This window comes from Acidovorax sp. (assembly GCF_046294525.1).
Taxonomy (GTDB): domain Bacteria; phylum Pseudomonadota; class Gammaproteobacteria; order Burkholderiales; family Burkholderiaceae_C; genus Acidovorax.
Genome location: NZ_JBKBKQ010000011.1, coordinates 100,971 through 116,949 on the forward strand (window position 1 = coordinate 100,971; position 15,979 = coordinate 116,949).

Genomic DNA, 15,979 nt, shown 5'->3' on the forward strand with positions numbered 1-15,979 from the left:
TGCTCACTTGCGCTGCAAAAAGTCCACCGCCAGCGCCGCCAGCGTGCGCGCGCCCACGGGCAACTGGTCTTCGTCGATGTCGAACAGCGGCGAGTGGTTGGAGGGCGCGGTCTTGAAGTCCTTGCCCTTGGGTGGGGCGCCCAAAAAGTAGAAGAAGCCGGGCGCCACCTTCTGGAACTCCGAGAAGTCTTCCGAGCCGCTGACCTTGGGGATGATCATGGCCTTGCCACCAGAGGCCAGCTTAAGCGCGGGCAGCGATGCCGCCGTCAGCTCGGCGGGATTGGTGGTGACGGGGTAAGCCACCGGGCCAAACCGCACCTTGGCCTTGGCGCCGCTCGACGCGGCGATCGACTCGGCCGTGGTGGTGATGCGCTTCAGGGCCTCCTGGCGCATGCCTTCGTCAAAGGTGCGCAGCGTGCCGAGCATCTCCACGCTGTCGGGAATGATGTTGTAGCGCGTGCCGCCCTGAATCTGGCCGATGGTGATGACGGCCGGCTCCTGGCTGATGTTGAGCTGGCGGCTCACCACCGTCTGCAAGCCCAGCACCACTTGGCTGGCAGCCACGATGGGGTCGACCGCGTTCCAGGGCGACGAGCCGTGGCCGCCGCGTCCTTCCACCTCGATGCGGATGTTGTCCGAGCCCGCCATCAGCGGGCCGCTGCGGTATCCCACCACGCCCGATGGCAGGTTGGCGGTGACGTGCAAACCGTAGATGGCCTGCACGTCTTTCAGCGCGCCCTCTTCCACCATGGCCTTGGCGCCAAAGCTGGGTACCTTGCCGTTGGCGTCGGGCTCCACCGGCGCGCCCTCTTCGGCGGGCTGGAAGATGAACTTGATGGTGCCAGGCAGTTGCGCCTTCATGCTGGACAGCGCCTCTGCCGCGCCCATCAGCATGGCCACATGGGCGTCGTGCCCGCAGGCGTGCATCACGGGCACTTCCTTGCCCAGGTAGTTGGCCTTGGCCTTGCTGGCAAACGGCAGACCGGTGTTCTCCGGCACGGGCAGCGCGTCCATGTCGGCGCGCAAGGCCACCACCTTGCCCGGCAAGCCGCCCTTGAGCGTGCCCACCACGCCGGTGCCGCCGACGTTGGTCTGCACCTCCATGCCCAGCTTCTTCAGGTGGTCGGCCACCAGCTTGGCGGTGCGCACTTCCTGACCCGAGAGTTCGGGGTGGGCGTGGATGTCGCGGCGCCAGTTGACCACCTTGGGTGCGACGGCGTTTACGGCCGCGTCGATGACTTGGAGGCCGGCGGCGTCCAGCGCCTGGGCCTGGGCGGAAGAGGCAAAGGTGGCCAGCCCGCTGGCGACGAGACCAGCGGCAACCGCGATGGCGGAGAAGGGTTTGTGCATGGGCAAATCCGTGGAAGAGTGTGAAGGGAAGCCGAAAGGCACAGCCATGCTAAAAGCCGATGACCGGTCGATGACAAGCGAAAATGGCCATCCATCGAGCCAATATCGCCATGTCTTCCACCCCTGTCCCATTGGTGACCACCCCGGTTTTTTTGGTCGATATTCCGCTGCTGCCCGAGTCGGCTGCGGGCCACGCGATGCAGTTCATTGATCTGCTGCGCGGCGCCAACCTGCTGGCCCGCCTGCGCCTGGGCGCGCAGGCGCCACGTCTGGCCTGGCGCCTGCTGGATGCCTACGGTGTTCCGCTGCCCGCGCTCCCCGGCCCGTTGGCGGCCTATACCGGCGGCAGCGTCCAAGCCGCAGCGGCACCCACCGTCGACATACGCGCCTGCGCACTGTTCCTCCCGTCCTTCCATGCGGCCGACATCCCGGCCATCCGCGCGGTGGCGGGGCGCAACCAAGCCATGTCGCGCCAGGTGGGGCAAGTGCTGGACAGCGGGCGGCCCGTGCTCACGCTGGGCAACGCGGCCTGGCTCGCAGCGCACAGCGGCCGGCTATCGGGCCGCCAGGTGTGCCTGCCGTGGTTCTACGTGGCGGGGTTCGAGCGCGACTTTCCCGACATCGGTTTCACGCCGGGGCAGGCCGTGTCGGAAGACGGCCTGTGGATCAGCGGCGCCATGCCCGCCCACGTGAGCGATCTGGCCGTGACCCTGGTACGCCACACGCTGGGTCCCACGCTGGCAGAGGCCTGCGCGAGCGTGCTGGTGCCCGACCCGGAGCGCACACGCGCGGCACTGCAGGCCAACGCGCAGCAGCACATCCCCGCCACGCGCGACAGCACGCTGGCCCGCGCGATGGCATGGATGGAGGAGCACCTGGACCAGCCCTATTGCCTGCGCACGCTGGCCGCAGCCGCATCGGTGAGCCCGCGCACCCTGCTGCGCCACTTCCAGCAAGAGCTGTCGCTGTCGCCGCTGGACCACCTGCACGGCCTGCGCTGCGCGCGCGCCAAGGTGCTGCTGGAGGTGACGCTGGAGAGCGTGCCCAGCATTGCCGTAGCGTGCGGCTATGCCGACCCGGCTGCGTTCCGCCGCATCTTTGTGCGCTACGTCGGCATGGCGCCCGCCGAATACCGCAAGCGCCATGCGCTGCGGGCGCCACGGCGGCGATGGCGGGTGGAAGTCCGGTGATCACAGCGAGCAACGACACAAGCGCCGTTATCGGGTACTTCCGTGGCATCAAGCGGTTGACAAATTGTCCAGCCCTGCGCCATTCCCCACTTCTAGAATTTGGGCACGACCTGCGCCTCTGCAGACGAAGCCCACCACCATGCCCCACTTGTTGTTGAACTGTGAGATCGCTGAACGCCAAAGCCCCGGCCTGCACCAAGGCCAGGTGGCGTTTCAGATGGAGAGCCCGTCGATCTCGACCCGTGAGCTGATTGCCCTCAGCGTGCGGTCCCACCTGGCCTTGCAGCGCATTGCGCGCGCCAGTGCGGCCGCACCGGCACTGACCGAGCCCCCTGCACCCACGCTGACACAGGCCTTGATCGACGAGGGCCTTGCGCAGGGGCGCGTGGCCTTGCGCCGGCCACCTGAGCCTGCCAGCGAGCCGGAGTTGGCGGTGCACGAGCATGCCGAGATCCAACGGGCCCTTGCCGCGTTCGAGGCGGGCGAGTTCCAGATGGTGGTCGATGGCATGTTGTACCGATCGCATGCCGAGCTGAACCTGACAGACAGCTCGCACGCCGTTTTTTTGAGATTGCGTCCGCTGGTTGGCGGATAAAAGGAACTTATGAGTGAGCAGTGGAAGGCGAGTGCCGCGCAGCACGCCAGAATTCAACGTTTCGAGGCCTGGTTGTTGGGCTACGTGCAAGCGACCAAGGACGCAGGCCGCCGCCTGGATGACGACGAGCGCGCCATTCGCAAAGGCGATGAGGATTCACCGTTCTGCACTGCACTGCACAAAGAGTTCGGCGACGAGGCCGAACAGCACCTGGCAGATTTCTTCATGTTCCCGGTGCTGCATGAAAGCATCCCCAACATGCGCGCGCGCGCAGACAGTGTGTGGGGCTTCGCGCGCGACGTGAGCGATCTGCTGACGGAGGCCATCAAGAAGTGGGGGCGCGAGTACACCGGCCATCTCGCGTTGGAACGCTTGCGTCATCAATTGCGCCATCCCGCCGACCCCACCGAATGCGCCGCACCGCGTTGGCTGGACGCAGAGCGCAAGCGGATTCGCGCTCAGACTGAAGAGCCGTACAGGGACCACCGGCTCGCGGAACTCAATAAAGCCTTGACCCGCAGCTTCCATCCTTTTCTGGAGCCCGCCCCCGACACGCTGGGCCGACTGCTGTGCGAAATGCAGTCCTCGCGCGCCCAGTTGGACGCCTTGCTGGATTTGATGGAGCACTCCTGCGACACCTGGGTGGACGAGCAGTTCCAACCACCACCGCAGGTGGAAGACGGCGACTGCAAAGGCCGGATGCGCACCTCCGAGTTTTTCGGCCTGACCGACTTTGCGGATGACCTGGCACACCCGTACGCGCGCTTCGGCCCTCTCACCTCTGCATGGGTCCAACGCCTGTTCGAAGTGGAGTGGCCGCGCGGTGCGCGGGTGGTAGGCACGTGCGTGCGGCAGGAGGACGAACTCCTGAATGATTTCAGAACCGAGGCGCTGGACTGGGTGTACGGCCACTGCACCAAACCACTGGCCGAAGCCATCGGCTCACTCGGCAAACTCGCAGACCATTGGGGCGTGGAATACGATCACCTCACCGAACGAAGCCTGAGTGGCATCCGGTTCGTGGTCGCAGGCGCACGCCTTCTGGCGCAGATGCCGTCGCCGCCACCCATCCTCGGGTTGGTGCAGGACGATGCGGATCGACCCGCCGCACGGGCCTTGAAACTGATCTGCAATGTGCAAACCCTGGGTGCAGCGGAATCTGCAGAGCTGGTGGCGGAGTTGCGCCAGTTCACCCCCGAGGTTCTGCTGCAGTTGCTGCGCCACTGCCGCGCCCAGGCCGACGAAGTGCTGGAGGCTCTGGGCTGGGGCAGCGCCGCGCCGCTGTACCGCTTCATGCGCGAGTGCGAGCGGGCCGATGCGAACGCGTATTTCGATGTGGCGCTGATGAAGGAACACCTCCAGCGCGCGGGCAAGTACGGTGAACTGCTTCTGGCATGGCACAAGAAGTACAAGCACCTGAAAGTCACCGTGAATCGCATCAACGCGGTGCAGGGCGTGGAAGACAAGAAGCTGGCGGGCATGCTGGGCAAGCTCTCCCAGGAGCACATTCGCGTCTGGGGCATGGTGCCAATTCGGGATACGGCAGACCTGCGCGAGCGCTTTCAATTTTTCAAAGATGCGGGCAAGCAAGCATCGAAGATGTATGGCTCCGAGCGCACGGCCAATGTGCGTGATGCCGCCGCCGCAGCGCTGGTGCAACTGGCGCACAACGCCGGTTTTGCAGACGTGACCGAAATGGAATGGTCACTCGACGCCAGCGCCTACACCGCCCAGGACTGGACCTGGCAGCAAGATGAGTACACCGTGGAGTTGAGCCTGGCCCGGTTCCAGCCGCAACTGAAGGTGGTCAAGGCTGGAAAGGCCTTGAAGAGCCTGCCGCCTGCGCTCAAGAAAGACCCCGGCCTGGCACCGCTGCTGGCGCAGCTCGACCTGCTCAAGGACCAAAGCAAGCGCTACCGCATCGCCCTGGAAAACCTCATGGTCAGTGGACGAACACTTTCGCCAGACCAGCTTCGGGAGCTATCCAACCTTCCCATGGCCCGGCATCTGCTGAAAGCGCTCTACCTGCAAACACCCGGCGGCGAACTGGGTCTGCTGGACGACAGCCTGACCCAACTGCGGCTGCTGGACGCGGAGGGCCGCTTGGCCGAGGCGCCCCTGCCGGTGGAGCAGCCCCTGACCATCGCCCACGTCCATTCGATGCTGGCGACGGGTCGCTTGATTGCGTGCCAGCGGCACGCGGTGCAGTCGTCGCTGGTGCAACCGTTCAAGCAGGCGTTTCGTGAATGCTATGTGTTGACGCCCGCCGAGCGCGAGGCGCATGACCTGTCACGCCGCTTCGAGGGGCGCCGCGTCAGAACCACGGTGCTGGGCGCGATCCTGTCGGCCCGGGGTTGGCGGGTCGATGGCAGCGAAGGCGATTGCACGGCCCGCAAGCGCCTGACGCCCGACATCGCTGTCGAGCTGTCTTTGCCCGATGTCCACCACTTCCTGACCGAGGAAGAGGCCACGGTGCTGGGCGAGATTGCGTTCAGCCGCAAGGGTGAACGCATGGCGCTGCAGGAGGCCCCGGCGCTGGGCTTCTCCGAGGCCATGCGCGACCTCGACCTGGTGATCACCGCAGGCGCCGCCGACAGCGATGAACATTCCGCCGAGGTGCAACAAGCTCGGGTGGCCCTGGTCAGCGCCCTGCTCCCCAGCCTGGGTTTAAAGAACGTCAGCGTCGAGGGACACCACGCCATCATCCAGGGCAAGCGTGCGAGCTACCGCTTGCACCTGGGCACTGCGGTGATTCACGTGATGCCAGCCGGATACCTGTGCATCGTGCCGGCCGACAAGGCTTCCCAGAAAACCGTGGCTTTGCCCTTTGTCGACGATGACCAACGCACCAGCGAGGTGTTGTCCAAGCTGCTGCTGCTCAGTGCAGACGACAAAATCAAGGACCCCAGCATCCTGGCGCAGATCGAAGGCCGGGCGGGCCAGGTCTGAGCGCTGGGTCTGAACTCTGAAAGCCCGGGAAACTTGGGCGAGGAAGATACCCGTCGTTTCGCAGACTTTCGGCAGTGGGCAGCCTGCCCGACCGAGCAGCCCCAAAAAGCAAACCGCCGCAGAGTACAAACCCTGCGGCGGTTGTGTGAGGCGTTCCTCTTGAGATGGATTCGGGGCCGGGGCCAGTGCCAAAGCACCGGCGCCCCCCTTGCTTACTGCTACTGCGCGTTCTGCAGCGCGGCAATGCGCTCTTCGATGGGCGGGTGGGTGCTGAACAGCTTGCCGATGCCACCGGCAATGCCCATGGCGGCCATGCTCTTGGGCAGCTCGGCCGGGTGGGCGCCGCCCAGGCGGGCCAGGGCGTTGATCATCGGCTGACGGCGACCCATCAGCTGGGCAGCACCTGCGTCGGCCCGGAACTCGCGCTGGCGGCTGAACCAGGCGACGATGATCGCGGCCAGGAAGCCCAGCACGATGTCGAGCACGATGGTGGTGACGTAGTAGCCGATGCCGGGGCCCGAGCTGTTCTCATCGTTCTTGCGCAGGAAGCTGTCCACCGCGTAGCCAATGACACGCGACAGGAACACCACAAAGGTGTTCATCACGCCCTGGATCAGCGTCATCGTCACCATGTCGCCGTTGGCGATGTGGGCTACCTCGTGGCCGATCACAGCCTCGACCTCTTCGCGCGTCATGCCCTGCAGCAGGCCGGTGGACACGGCCACCAGTGCGTTGTTCTTGAACGCGCCTGTCGCAAAGGCGTTGGGGTCGCCGGGGAAAATGCCCACTTCCGGCATGCCGATGCCGGCCTTGTCAGCAAACTTGCGCACGGTGTCCACGATCCAGCGCTCGTCGGCCGAACCGGTGCCGTCGATGATCTGCACCTTGGCACTCCACTTGGCCACGGGTTTGCTGATGAGCAGCGAGATGATCGCGCCGCCAAAGCCCATGATGAGCGCAAAGCCCAGCAGGGCCGTGAGGTTCAGGCCGTTGGCCGTGAGGTAGCGGTTGACGCCCAGCAGGCTCGCCACCACCCCCAGCACCAGCACCACGGCCAGGTTGGTCATTACAAAAAGCAGGATCCGTTTCATGGGTTCTCCGTGGGACTCAAACGAATAGGCAGTTGTCACGCCAATCCTTGCCAGCAGAAACCAGCAAGGCCACTGCCGCAGCAGATGGGGGCCAGAGGCCGGGCTTCAAGCCGCCAGACCGGCCGCGATGGCATCGCGCAATGGTAGGTGCAAATCCCGCGCCGGCCCTTATCACACAGCGCTTGACGGGAATTAGCGGCCCGCCCGGGTCTGCCGGCCCGGGGGTGCGCGGAAGACCTGCGGATCAGCGTAAAAGTCCTCCGCCTCATTGGCCGGCCACCAGCCCGGCACGCCCAGCACCGGCAAGGGCGTGAAAGGCTTGGCCGCCCAGCGTGTCGGGTCGATATCAGACGCCAGGCACGCATCCAATTTTGCTATTGATTCAATAGCTTCTTGCGCTTTGTACACGTGCGCTACGATGGGTTTTCGCGGTGAAACCAGCTTCTCCAGCAGCGCATGGCCGAACAGCACCATCCGCGCCTGGCCCCACAGGGGCCGCAGGCCGATGAACAGGCGTTGCCAGTCTCGCGCCCTGAGCGCATCCCACAGCTGCTGAGGCGCCCACAGCAGCGCCCCGTTTTCATCAAATACCGTCAGCGCATCGCGCAGCGGCCCGCGCACGGCCTGCACCCCATCGGCCGCTATGGCCTGCGCCTGCAGCGCGTTCAGGCGGCGCTTGGTGTGAGGAAAGTGCTGCCAGACCAGGCCATTGAAAAAATCATGCAGGTTGTCGCGCGTCGGGACGCGGCGGGCGTGCCAGATGTACTGCTCGTAGGCCGTGCCTTCAGGCAGGTCCGTTTGCGGCGCAAAGGCCACGGGCATGCCTTGCGTCAAAGCCAGTTGCAACGCGTTGTGCACGGTCTGGCCGTCCACCACCCGCTGCGCCGCTGGTTGCCCCAGGCCGCGCAAGGGCTGCAGCCAAGGCGCCTCCCAGTCGATGCTGCCGAAGGCCTGCGCTACACCAGCCGCCACGGCAGCGCTTCGCCCGCGCGCAGCGGCTTGAGATTGGCTTCGCCAAAGACAAAGCTCTCGGGCGGGGTCCAAGACTCGCGGCGCAGGGTGATAGTGCCGGTGTTGCGCGGCAGGTTGTAGAAGTCAGGGCCGTGGAAGCTGGCAAAACCTTCGAGCTGGTCGAGCGCGCCTGCGTTATCGAACGCCTCGGCGTACATCTCCATCGCGGCGTGGGCGGTATAGCAGCCGGCGCAACCGGTGGCATGTTCCTTGAGGTGCGCGGGGTGCGGCGCACTGTCGGTGCCCAGGAAGAACTTGGCGGAGCCGCTGGTGGCGGCCTGCACCAGCGCCACGCGGTGCGTTTCGCGCTTAAGCACCGGCAGGCAGTAGTAGTGCGGGCGCACGCCGCCCACAAAGATGGCGTTGCGGTTGTACAGCAGGTGGTGCGCCGTGATGGTGGCGGCGGTGAAGCGGTCGGCCTGCATCACGTAGTCGGCCGCATCCTTGGTGGTGATGTGCTCGAAGACGATTTTCAGCTCGGGGAAGTCGCGGCGCAGCGGGATGAGCTGCTGCTCGATAAACACGGCTTCGCGGTCGAACAGGTCGATGTCGCTGCTGGTCACTTCGCCGTGCACCAGCAGCAGCATGCCCGCCTTCTGCATGGCTTCGAGCGATTTGTAGGTCTTGCGGATGTCGGTCACGCCCGCGTCGCTGTTGGTGGTGGCGCCAGCGGGGTAAAGCTTGCAGGCCACCACGCCCGCAGTCTTGGCGCGCACGATCTCTTCGGGCGGCACGTTGTCCGTCAGGTACAGCGTCATCAGCGGCTCGAACTGCATACCGGCGGGCACGGCGGCCAGGATGCGCTGTTTGTAGGCCAGCGCCTGCTCCGCCGTGGTCACCGGTGGGCGCAGGTTGGGCATGATGATCGCGCGGCCAAACTGGGCGGCGGTGTGCGGCACGACGGTGTGCAGCGGCTCGCCGTCGCGCACGTGCAGGTGCCAGTCGTCGGGGCGGGTGAGGGTGAGAGTGTCGATGGGGGTGGGGGATGCGGCGGTCATGGGCTGCATTGTCCCATCGGTCAGAAAACTATTAAATTGATAGCTGCTAGCGCTTACCCAGCAAGCGCTAGCAGCCAATTTCATTCAAACCCTCTTGCCGTAGGACCTCATTCGGCGGTGATGCCCGCCTTGCGCACCACCTCGCCAAACTTCACCAGGCGCTCGGACATCATCTTCTCGAACGCGGCGGGGGTCATCTCTTCGGGCGGAATCACGCCGCGATCCTTGAGGTTGGCCAGCATGGCGGGCGAGGTGGCTACCTCGCGCACCGCCTTGTACAGGGTCTGCACCACCGCATCGGGCGTGCCGCCGGGCGCGGCCAGGCCAATCCACGACGTGAGGTTGAGCTGGGGGTAGCCCACTTCGGCCAGGGTCGGCACATCGGGCAGTTGGGGCAGGCGCTGGTCGTTGGCCAGGGCCAGCGCACGCACCTTGCCCGCCTGGATGTGCGGCAGCATGATGACGAGGTTGTCGAGGATGAACTGCACCTCGTTGCCCAGCACCGCCGTGATCAGCGGCGTGCCGCCCCGGTAGGGGATGTGGGTGGTGAAGGCGCCGGTGGCGGCCTTGAGCATTTCCACGTTCAACTGGCCCATGCTGCCCACGCCGCCGCTGCCGTAGTTGAGCTTGCCGGGGTTCTTCTTGGCGTAGTCGATGAATTCCTTGAAGGTCTTGAACGGCAGGCTGCTGTGCACCACCAGCGCATTGGGCAGGCGGCCCAGGATGGCGATGTTTTCAAAGTCCTTGACCGGGTCGTAGCCCACCTTGGGCTGCGTGAGCGGGTTGGCCAGGTGGCTGCTTTGCGACGACACGACCAGCGTGTAGCCGTCGGCCTTGGCGCGCGCCACATACTGGGCGCCCACCGAGCCGCCCGCGCCCGCGCGGTTCTCCACCACGATGGGCACGCCCAGCAGCTTGGACAGCGGCTCGGAATACTGGCGCGCCATGATGTCCACCGACCCGCCGGGCGGGAAGGGCACGACCAGCGTGATGGGGCGCGAGGGAAATTTGTCCTGCGCCCACGCGGGCACAGCGGCAAGGCCGGCCAGGCCGAGGCCGGTGGACAGGAGGTGGCGGCGGGAAGGGATGTGGTTCATGGCTGTCTTCGAAAACGCAAAAACAAAAATGGGGAACAAGGCAGGAATCAGGGGTGGCCCAGCACGGCCAGCGCCACGGCCTGTGCGCGGGGCACGAAGGTGCTCAGCTCACAGTACTCACGCTCGGTGTGAGGGTGGCCGCCGACGGGGCCCGTGGCGCACAGCGTGGGCACACCCACCGAGGCCGTGAGGCCGCTGTCGGCCGCGCCGCCGGTGAACTCGCCCTGCACCTCAAAGCCCAGCGCACGTGCGCCCTGCTGGTAGAGCGCCAGCAGGTAGTCGGGCGTGGGCTTCATGGGCAGGGTGCGGTGCGCGGTGGTGATGCGGCCCTGGGTGCGGGGCACGGATGCTTCCTCAACGATGGCGCGCACGCGCTCCAGCAGTGCGTCGGGGTCGGTGTCGGCGGTAAAGCGCAGGTCCACCTCGGCCTTGGCATGCGGGGCGACCATGTTGGGCACGATGCCGCCCTGCACCACGCCCACGTTGCAGGTCACGCCCGTGGCCGGGTCGGTGAGCGCGTGCAGTGCCAGCGTCTTGTGCGCCAGGGCTTCGATGGCGCTGGCGCCTGCGGCGTGGTTGATGCCTGCGTGCGCGGCCACTCCCGTCACTTCGAACTCCACCACCATCGAGCCCTTGCGGCTGGTGACCACGTTGCCGCTCACGCGGCCGGGCTCGGCATTGAACACGGCACGGGCGCCGCGCACCTTGTCCATGATGAGGTCGCGCGTGGCAGGCGAGCCGATCTCTTCGTCGCACGAAAAGAACAGGTGCAGCGGTGCATGCAGGCCACCACAGCGTGCAAAGGCCTCGGCCACAAACACGTTGAGCACCAGGCCGGATTTCATGTCGGCCACGCCGGGGCCGTAGGCGCGGCCGTCTTCCACGCGGAAGGGGCGGCGCGCCACCGTGCCAGCGGGGTACACGGTGTCCATGTGGCCCATGAGGATGATCGGCGCGCCCTCGCCTGCCGCCTCGTCCGGGGTGACCTGGGCGTGCAGCAGCACGCCGTAGCCGGGCACAGGCTCAAACTGCACGGGCACGCCCGCGGCCAACAGGCGCTCGGCCAGCGCATGGGCCACGGCGGTCACACCCGCTTCGTCGCGGCTGCCGCTGTCGATGTTGACCACTTTTTGCAACAGGTCTTGCATGGCCTGCCCCTGGCCCGACAGCCAGGCCAGTGCCGGGGCGGCAGTAGCGGAATCGACCTGGGTTGCCTTGTTTTTGTGCGTTTCGTGCATGGATATCGTTGGAAGAGCGGGTTTTCGGTCTGTTCGTGCCGCCCCGGCGCGGGGCACAATTTGGCCGAAGTGTTGCACGCGCGCTCGTGGTTTGCAATACATTTTTCATCAAAGAGAAATCAATGAAATCATCATTGCAAACATCCAACATGCTTCTGACCGAGCGCCTAGCCCGCCAGGGCAGCGAACTCACCGCCAGCGAGCGCGCCCTGGCCGATGCCCTGGGGCGTGACTACCCGCACGCGCTACTGGAGTCGGCCACTGCCCTGGCGGCGCGCACCGGCACCAGTGCATCCACCGTGGTGCGGCTGTTTGCCAAGTTGGGCTATGCGAGCTATGCCGAGGCGCAGCGCGAGGCGCGGGGCGAGGTCACGGCACTGTTGCAAACCGCCGGGCAGCGTGCGCCTGTCACCATCGGCACCGAGCGCAGCCTGCAGCAATGTGTGGACGACGCCCTGCTGCACGACCAGCACAACATCAACGCCACACGCGACGGGCTCGACATGGCGGCGTTCGAGGCCATCGTGGCGCGCATCGCCCAAGGCAAGGGGCGGGTCTTTGTGCTCGCGCAGATCAACAGCGCGCCCATGGCCGCTTGGCTGGCCCTGCACCTGAACATGTGCCGCCCCAGCGTGCACGAGCTGGGTGCCGGCGCCGTGGACGCCACCGACCAGCTGCTGTGGATCCAGCCGGAAGACGCGCTGCTGGTCTTCAGCATCCGCCGCTATGCCAGCGGGCCGGTGAAGGTGGCGCAGCGCTTTCGCGACGCAGGCGCACAGGTGCTGGCCATCACCGACAGCGCCACCGCCCCGCTGGCGGCACTCGCCCATCACCGGCTGCAGGTGCGTACGTCCAACGCCTCGCCGTTTGATTCGTACACCGCCGCGTTCTTTCTGGCCAACGCCCTGGTGTCGGCCGTGGCCCAGTTGCGGCACAAGGCGGTGTCCGAGGCGTTGAAGCGGCGTGACGACCTGTGGACGGACTTTGAGGCGCAGCTCATCCTTGAGCCGCCCTCGCCAGTCGGCCGGCGGCCGCGGCGCTAATCGGCGGCCGCAAGGCGCGCCCGGTTGGGCGCTCCATATAAAAAAAGCGCTCCGAAGAGCGCTTTTTTGCATCAGCGCCCGAAGCCTAGCGGCATGGGCGGACAAGTCCAGTCAGTGCTGGAGAATCTTGTTGAGAAAGTCCTTGGTGCGGGGCTGGCGCGCATCCGGGTTGTTGAAGAAGTCTTCCTTGGAACAGTCTTCCAGGATCTTGCCGCCCACGTCCATGAAGATCACGCGGTTGCTCACTTTGCGGGCAAAGCCCATTTCGTGGGTCACGCACATCATGGTCATGCCTTCGTTGGCCAGGCCCACCATCACGTCCAGCACTTCGCCGACCATTTCGGGGTCGAGCGCAGACGTAGGTTCGTCGAACAGCATCACGATGGGGTCCATCGACAACGCACGCGCAATCGCCACACGTTGCTGCTGACCACCCGAGAGCTGGCCGGGGAACTTGTCCTTGTGGGCGATCAGGCCCACGCGCTCCAGCATCTTGAGGCCCCGCTTCTTGGCATCGTCCGCACTGCGGCCCAGCACCTTGATCTGTGCAATGGTCAGGTTGTCCGTCACCGACAGGTGGGGAAACAGCTCGAAGTGCTGGAACACCATGCCCACGCGGCTGCGCAGCTTGGGCAGGTTGGTGCTGGGGTCGTGCAGCTTCACGCCGTCCACCGTGATCTCGCCCTTCTGGAAGGGCTCCAGCGCGTTGATGGTCTTGATGAGCGTGGACTTGCCCGAGCCCGAAGGGCCACACACCACCACCACTTCACCCTTGTTGATGGTGGCCGAGCACTCGTTGAGCACCTGCACCGGCCCATACCACTTGGATACGTTCTTGAGTTCGATCATTTCTTTTTCCTCAATCCAATCTCTTTGGCACCAGCATTGATCAGCGGATGATGGCGATCTTCTGGTGCAGACGCTTGACCATCCAGGACAGCGAATAGCACATCACGAAGTACAGGACGGCGGCAGCCAGGTAAGCCTCGATGGGGCGGCCGAAGTTCTTGCCCGCCACCTCAAAGCCCTTGAGCATGTCGTAGGCACCGATGGCATAAACCAGCGACGTGTCCTGGAACAGGATGATGGTCTGCGTGAGCAGCACCGGCAGCATGTTGCGGAACGCCTGGGGCAGCACCACCAGCTTCATGTTCTGGCTGTAGGTCATCCCGAGCGCCTGGCCGGCATACACCTGGCCGCGCGGAATGGACTGGATGCCGGCGCGCATGATTTCGCTGAAGTACGCTGCCTCGAACGCGATGAAGGTAATGACCGCGGAGACTTCGGCGCCGATGGGGCGGCCGATGATGGCGGGCACCAGCAGGAAGAACCACAGGATCACCATCACCAGCGGGATGGAGCGCATGCCGTTGACGTAGATGGTGGCGGGTACGTCCAGCCACTTCTTGCCGGACAGGCGCATCAGCGCCAGCAGGGTGCCGAAGATCACGCCACCGATGGTGGCGATCACCGTGAGCATGAGGCTGAAGTAAAGCCCCTTGAGCACGAAGTTGGAGATCAGGTCCCAGTTGTAGAAGGAGAAGTCGAGATTCATGTCAGTGGCCTCCCCCAGCCGCACCAGCCACCACCATGCCGGGGATGCGTACGCGTTTTTCGACGAACGCCATGATGCGGTTGATGGCAAACGCGGAGATGATGTACAGCGTGGTCACGGCTAGGTACACCTCAATGCCGCGCGAGGTTTCTTCCTGCGCCTGCATGGCGAACATGGTGAGTTCAGCCACCGACACCGCAAACGCCACGGACGAGTTTTTGAAGATGTTCATCGTCTCGCTGGTGAGCGGCGGGATGATGATGCGGTAGGCCATGGGCAGCAGCACATAGCGGTAGGTCTGGAAGGTGGTGAAGCCCATGGCCATGCCGGCATAGCGCTGCCCGCGGGGCAGGGCCTGGATACCCGAACGCACCTGCTCGGCAATACGCGCCGAGGTGAAGAAACCCAGCGCCAGCACCACCAGCGCAAAGCCGGGCACGCCGCGGAGCACCGGGAACAGGCTGGGCAGCACGTGGTACCACAGGAAGATCTGCACCAGCAGGGGAATATTGCGAAACAGCTCGACCCAGGCGTTGCCCAGCCGAACGATGATGGGCCGGTCCTGCAAGGTACGCAGCGTGCCGATCACGGAACCCAACACAAGCGCCAGCACCAGCGCCAGCACGGAAACGGACACCGTCCAGCCCCAGGCCGACAGCATCCAGTCCAGGTACGTGATGTCGCCGCCCTTGCCAAAGCAGCTTTGCACGACTTCCCTGTCCATGGTGTCCTGGCAGAACACCTGCCAATCCCAGCTCATAGGATCACCCCTTCAATTTCTTGGTATGGCGTTGGGCCGCGCGGAGCGAGCCCAACAAAAAAGCCCCTTCAAACCAGCTGGCCGAAGGGGCACAAGCGCTCAGTGGATTACTTCTTTGCGTAGTCTTCCATGGGCTTGTCGTTAGGAGCTGCCCAGGCTGCCTTGGTGGCTTCGGACAGTGGCAGGCCGATCTTCTGGTTGGTCGGTGGCACGGGTTGCATGAACCACTTGTCGTACAGCTTGGCCAGCGAGCCGTCTGCGATCTGGCGCTTGATGGAGTCGTCCACGGCCTTCTTGAAAGCAGCGTCGTCCTTGCGCAGCATGCAGGCAATAGGTTCCACGCTCAGGACTTCGCCCACGATCTTGTAGTCGGCAGGGTTCTTGGACTTGGAGATGTTGGCGGCCAGGATGGAGCCGTCCATCACGAAAGCGTCGGCGCGGCCGGTTTCGAGCATCAGGAAACTGTCAGCGTGGTCCTTACCGAACACTTCCTTGAAGTCGATGCCGCCAGCACGTTCATGCTTGCGCAGGGTTTGCACAGAAGTGGTGCCGGTGGTGGTGGCAATGGTCTTGCCGTTCAGGTCTTTGATCGAGTTGATGCCGGAGTTGGCCTTCACGGCGGTGCGCACTTCTTCCACGTAGGTGGTCACAGCGAAGGCCACGTCCTTCTGGCGGGTGGCGTTGTTGGTGGTGGAGCCGCACTCCAGGTCCACCGTGCCGTTGGTCACCAGGGGAATACGGTTTTGCGAGGTGACGGGCTGGTACTTGATGTCCAGCTTAGCCAGGCCCAGTTGCTTCTGGATGTCGGCCAGCACGATCTCGCCCATTTCGGTGTGGAAGCCCACAAACTTGCCGTTGCCCAGCGTGTAGGAAAGACCGGAAGACTCACGCACACCGAGCGTCACGCTGCCCGAGGCCTTGATCTTGGCCAGGGTGTCGTTGGCCTGGGCGAATGCGCTGCTGGCAGCCAGGGCGGTCACGGCAACCGCAAGCAAATGCTTCTTCATAGGTATCTCCTTGTGTGTAAAGCGAAAAAAGAGGGAGGTTATTTTAGAGATCCGCCCACGCCGACAAGGCCGGCTGACCGAACACTCCAAAACCG

14 protein-coding genes are annotated in these 15,979 nt (G+C 64.9%); 4 read left to right on the forward strand and 10 right to left on the reverse strand.

All coding sequences use genetic code 11. From position 1 onward, the window contains the following. Nucleotides 1-3: 3 nt before the first annotated feature. The gene (locus ACK4HJ_RS12295; RefSeq protein ID WP_409831748.1) at nucleotides 4-1,350 is read right to left on the reverse strand and encodes an amidohydrolase; all 1,347 of its coding nucleotides are present in this window, start codon (nucleotides 1,348-1,350) and stop codon (nucleotides 4-6) included. A 110-nt stretch (nucleotides 1,351-1,460) separates the two neighbouring features. On the opposite strand from ACK4HJ_RS12295, the gene ACK4HJ_RS12300 reads away from it, so the two are divergent. The 3 genes from ACK4HJ_RS12300 to ACK4HJ_RS12310 all read left to right on the forward strand — a co-directional run bounded on the left by ACK4HJ_RS12300 (nucleotide 1,461) and on the right by ACK4HJ_RS12310 (nucleotide 6,084). After that, complete coding sequence (locus ACK4HJ_RS12300; protein ID WP_409831750.1) at nucleotides 1,461-2,540, forward strand: GlxA family transcriptional regulator; 1,080 nt, start codon at nucleotides 1,461-1,463, stop codon at nucleotides 2,538-2,540. 139 nt (nucleotides 2,541-2,679) lie between these two features. Further along, nucleotides 2,680-3,135: a hypothetical protein gene (locus tag ACK4HJ_RS12305; RefSeq protein WP_409831753.1), complete on the forward strand. Its 456-nt coding sequence runs from the start codon at nucleotides 2,680-2,682 to the stop codon at nucleotides 3,133-3,135. Between the two features lie 9 nt (nucleotides 3,136-3,144). Beyond that, nucleotides 3,145-6,084, forward strand: a complete 2,940-nt coding sequence (locus ACK4HJ_RS12310) for a DUF4132 domain-containing protein (RefSeq protein WP_409831755.1) — start codon at nucleotides 3,145-3,147, stop codon at nucleotides 6,082-6,084. Nucleotides 6,085-6,302: 218 nt separating this feature from the next. Here the strand turns inward: ACK4HJ_RS12310 and htpX are convergent, their stop codons facing one another. The 5 genes from htpX to ACK4HJ_RS12335 form a co-directional block, all read right to left on the reverse strand. Then, entirely contained in the window at nucleotides 6,303-7,175 is an 873-nt protein-coding gene (htpX, locus tag ACK4HJ_RS12315) for a protease HtpX (RefSeq protein WP_409831757.1), read from the reverse strand. 192 nt (nucleotides 7,176-7,367) lie between these two features. Next, on the reverse strand, nucleotides 7,368-8,147 hold the full coding sequence (locus ACK4HJ_RS12320) for a DUF3025 domain-containing protein (RefSeq protein ID WP_409831760.1): 780 nt from the start codon (nucleotides 8,145-8,147) through the stop codon (nucleotides 7,368-7,370). Next, entirely contained in the window at nucleotides 8,132-9,184 is a 1,053-nt protein-coding gene (pyrC, locus tag ACK4HJ_RS12325; protein WP_409831763.1) for a dihydroorotase, read from the reverse strand. The genes ACK4HJ_RS12320 and pyrC overlap by 16 nt, the downstream gene beginning before the upstream one ends. Before the next feature lie 107 nt (nucleotides 9,185-9,291). After that, a complete protein-coding gene (locus ACK4HJ_RS12330; RefSeq protein ID WP_409831766.1) occupies nucleotides 9,292-10,281 on the reverse strand; it encodes a Bug family tripartite tricarboxylate transporter substrate binding protein in 990 nt (329 codons plus the stop codon). A 47-nt stretch (nucleotides 10,282-10,328) separates the two neighbouring features. Continuing rightward, on the reverse strand, nucleotides 10,329-11,519 hold the full coding sequence (locus ACK4HJ_RS12335) for a M20 family metallopeptidase (protein ID WP_409831768.1): 1,191 nt from the start codon (nucleotides 11,517-11,519) through the stop codon (nucleotides 10,329-10,331). 122 nt (nucleotides 11,520-11,641) lie between these two features. Between ACK4HJ_RS12335 and ACK4HJ_RS12340 the strand changes: the two genes are divergently transcribed. Continuing rightward, nucleotides 11,642-12,562 carry a MurR/RpiR family transcriptional regulator gene (locus ACK4HJ_RS12340; protein WP_409831771.1) on the forward strand — a complete coding sequence of 307 codons (921 nt, stop codon included), beginning with the start codon at nucleotides 11,642-11,644 and terminating at the stop codon, nucleotides 12,560-12,562. 111 nt (nucleotides 12,563-12,673) lie between these two features. On the opposite strand, the gene ACK4HJ_RS12345 is transcribed toward ACK4HJ_RS12340, so the two are convergent. The 4 genes from ACK4HJ_RS12345 to ACK4HJ_RS12360 all read right to left on the reverse strand — a co-directional run bounded on the left by ACK4HJ_RS12345 (nucleotide 12,674) and on the right by ACK4HJ_RS12360 (nucleotide 15,884). Beyond that, on the reverse strand, nucleotides 12,674-13,411 hold the full coding sequence (locus ACK4HJ_RS12345; RefSeq protein ID WP_409831774.1) for an amino acid ABC transporter ATP-binding protein: 738 nt from the start codon (nucleotides 13,409-13,411) through the stop codon (nucleotides 12,674-12,676). Between the two features lie 40 nt (nucleotides 13,412-13,451). Continuing rightward, nucleotides 13,452-14,117 (reverse strand): amino acid ABC transporter permease, encoded by a 666-nt coding sequence (locus ACK4HJ_RS12350; protein ID WP_409831776.1) that lies wholly within the window; start codon nucleotides 14,115-14,117, stop codon nucleotides 13,452-13,454. Between the two features lies 1 nt (nucleotide 14,118). After that, nucleotides 14,119-14,877, reverse strand: a complete 759-nt coding sequence (locus ACK4HJ_RS12355; RefSeq protein ID WP_409831778.1) for an amino acid ABC transporter permease — start codon at nucleotides 14,875-14,877, stop codon at nucleotides 14,119-14,121. A gap of 107 nt (nucleotides 14,878-14,984) precedes the next feature. After that, nucleotides 14,985-15,884: an amino acid ABC transporter substrate-binding protein gene (locus ACK4HJ_RS12360; protein WP_409831781.1), complete on the reverse strand. Its 900-nt coding sequence runs from the start codon at nucleotides 15,882-15,884 to the stop codon at nucleotides 14,985-14,987. Nucleotides 15,885-15,979 lie beyond the last annotated feature (95 nt).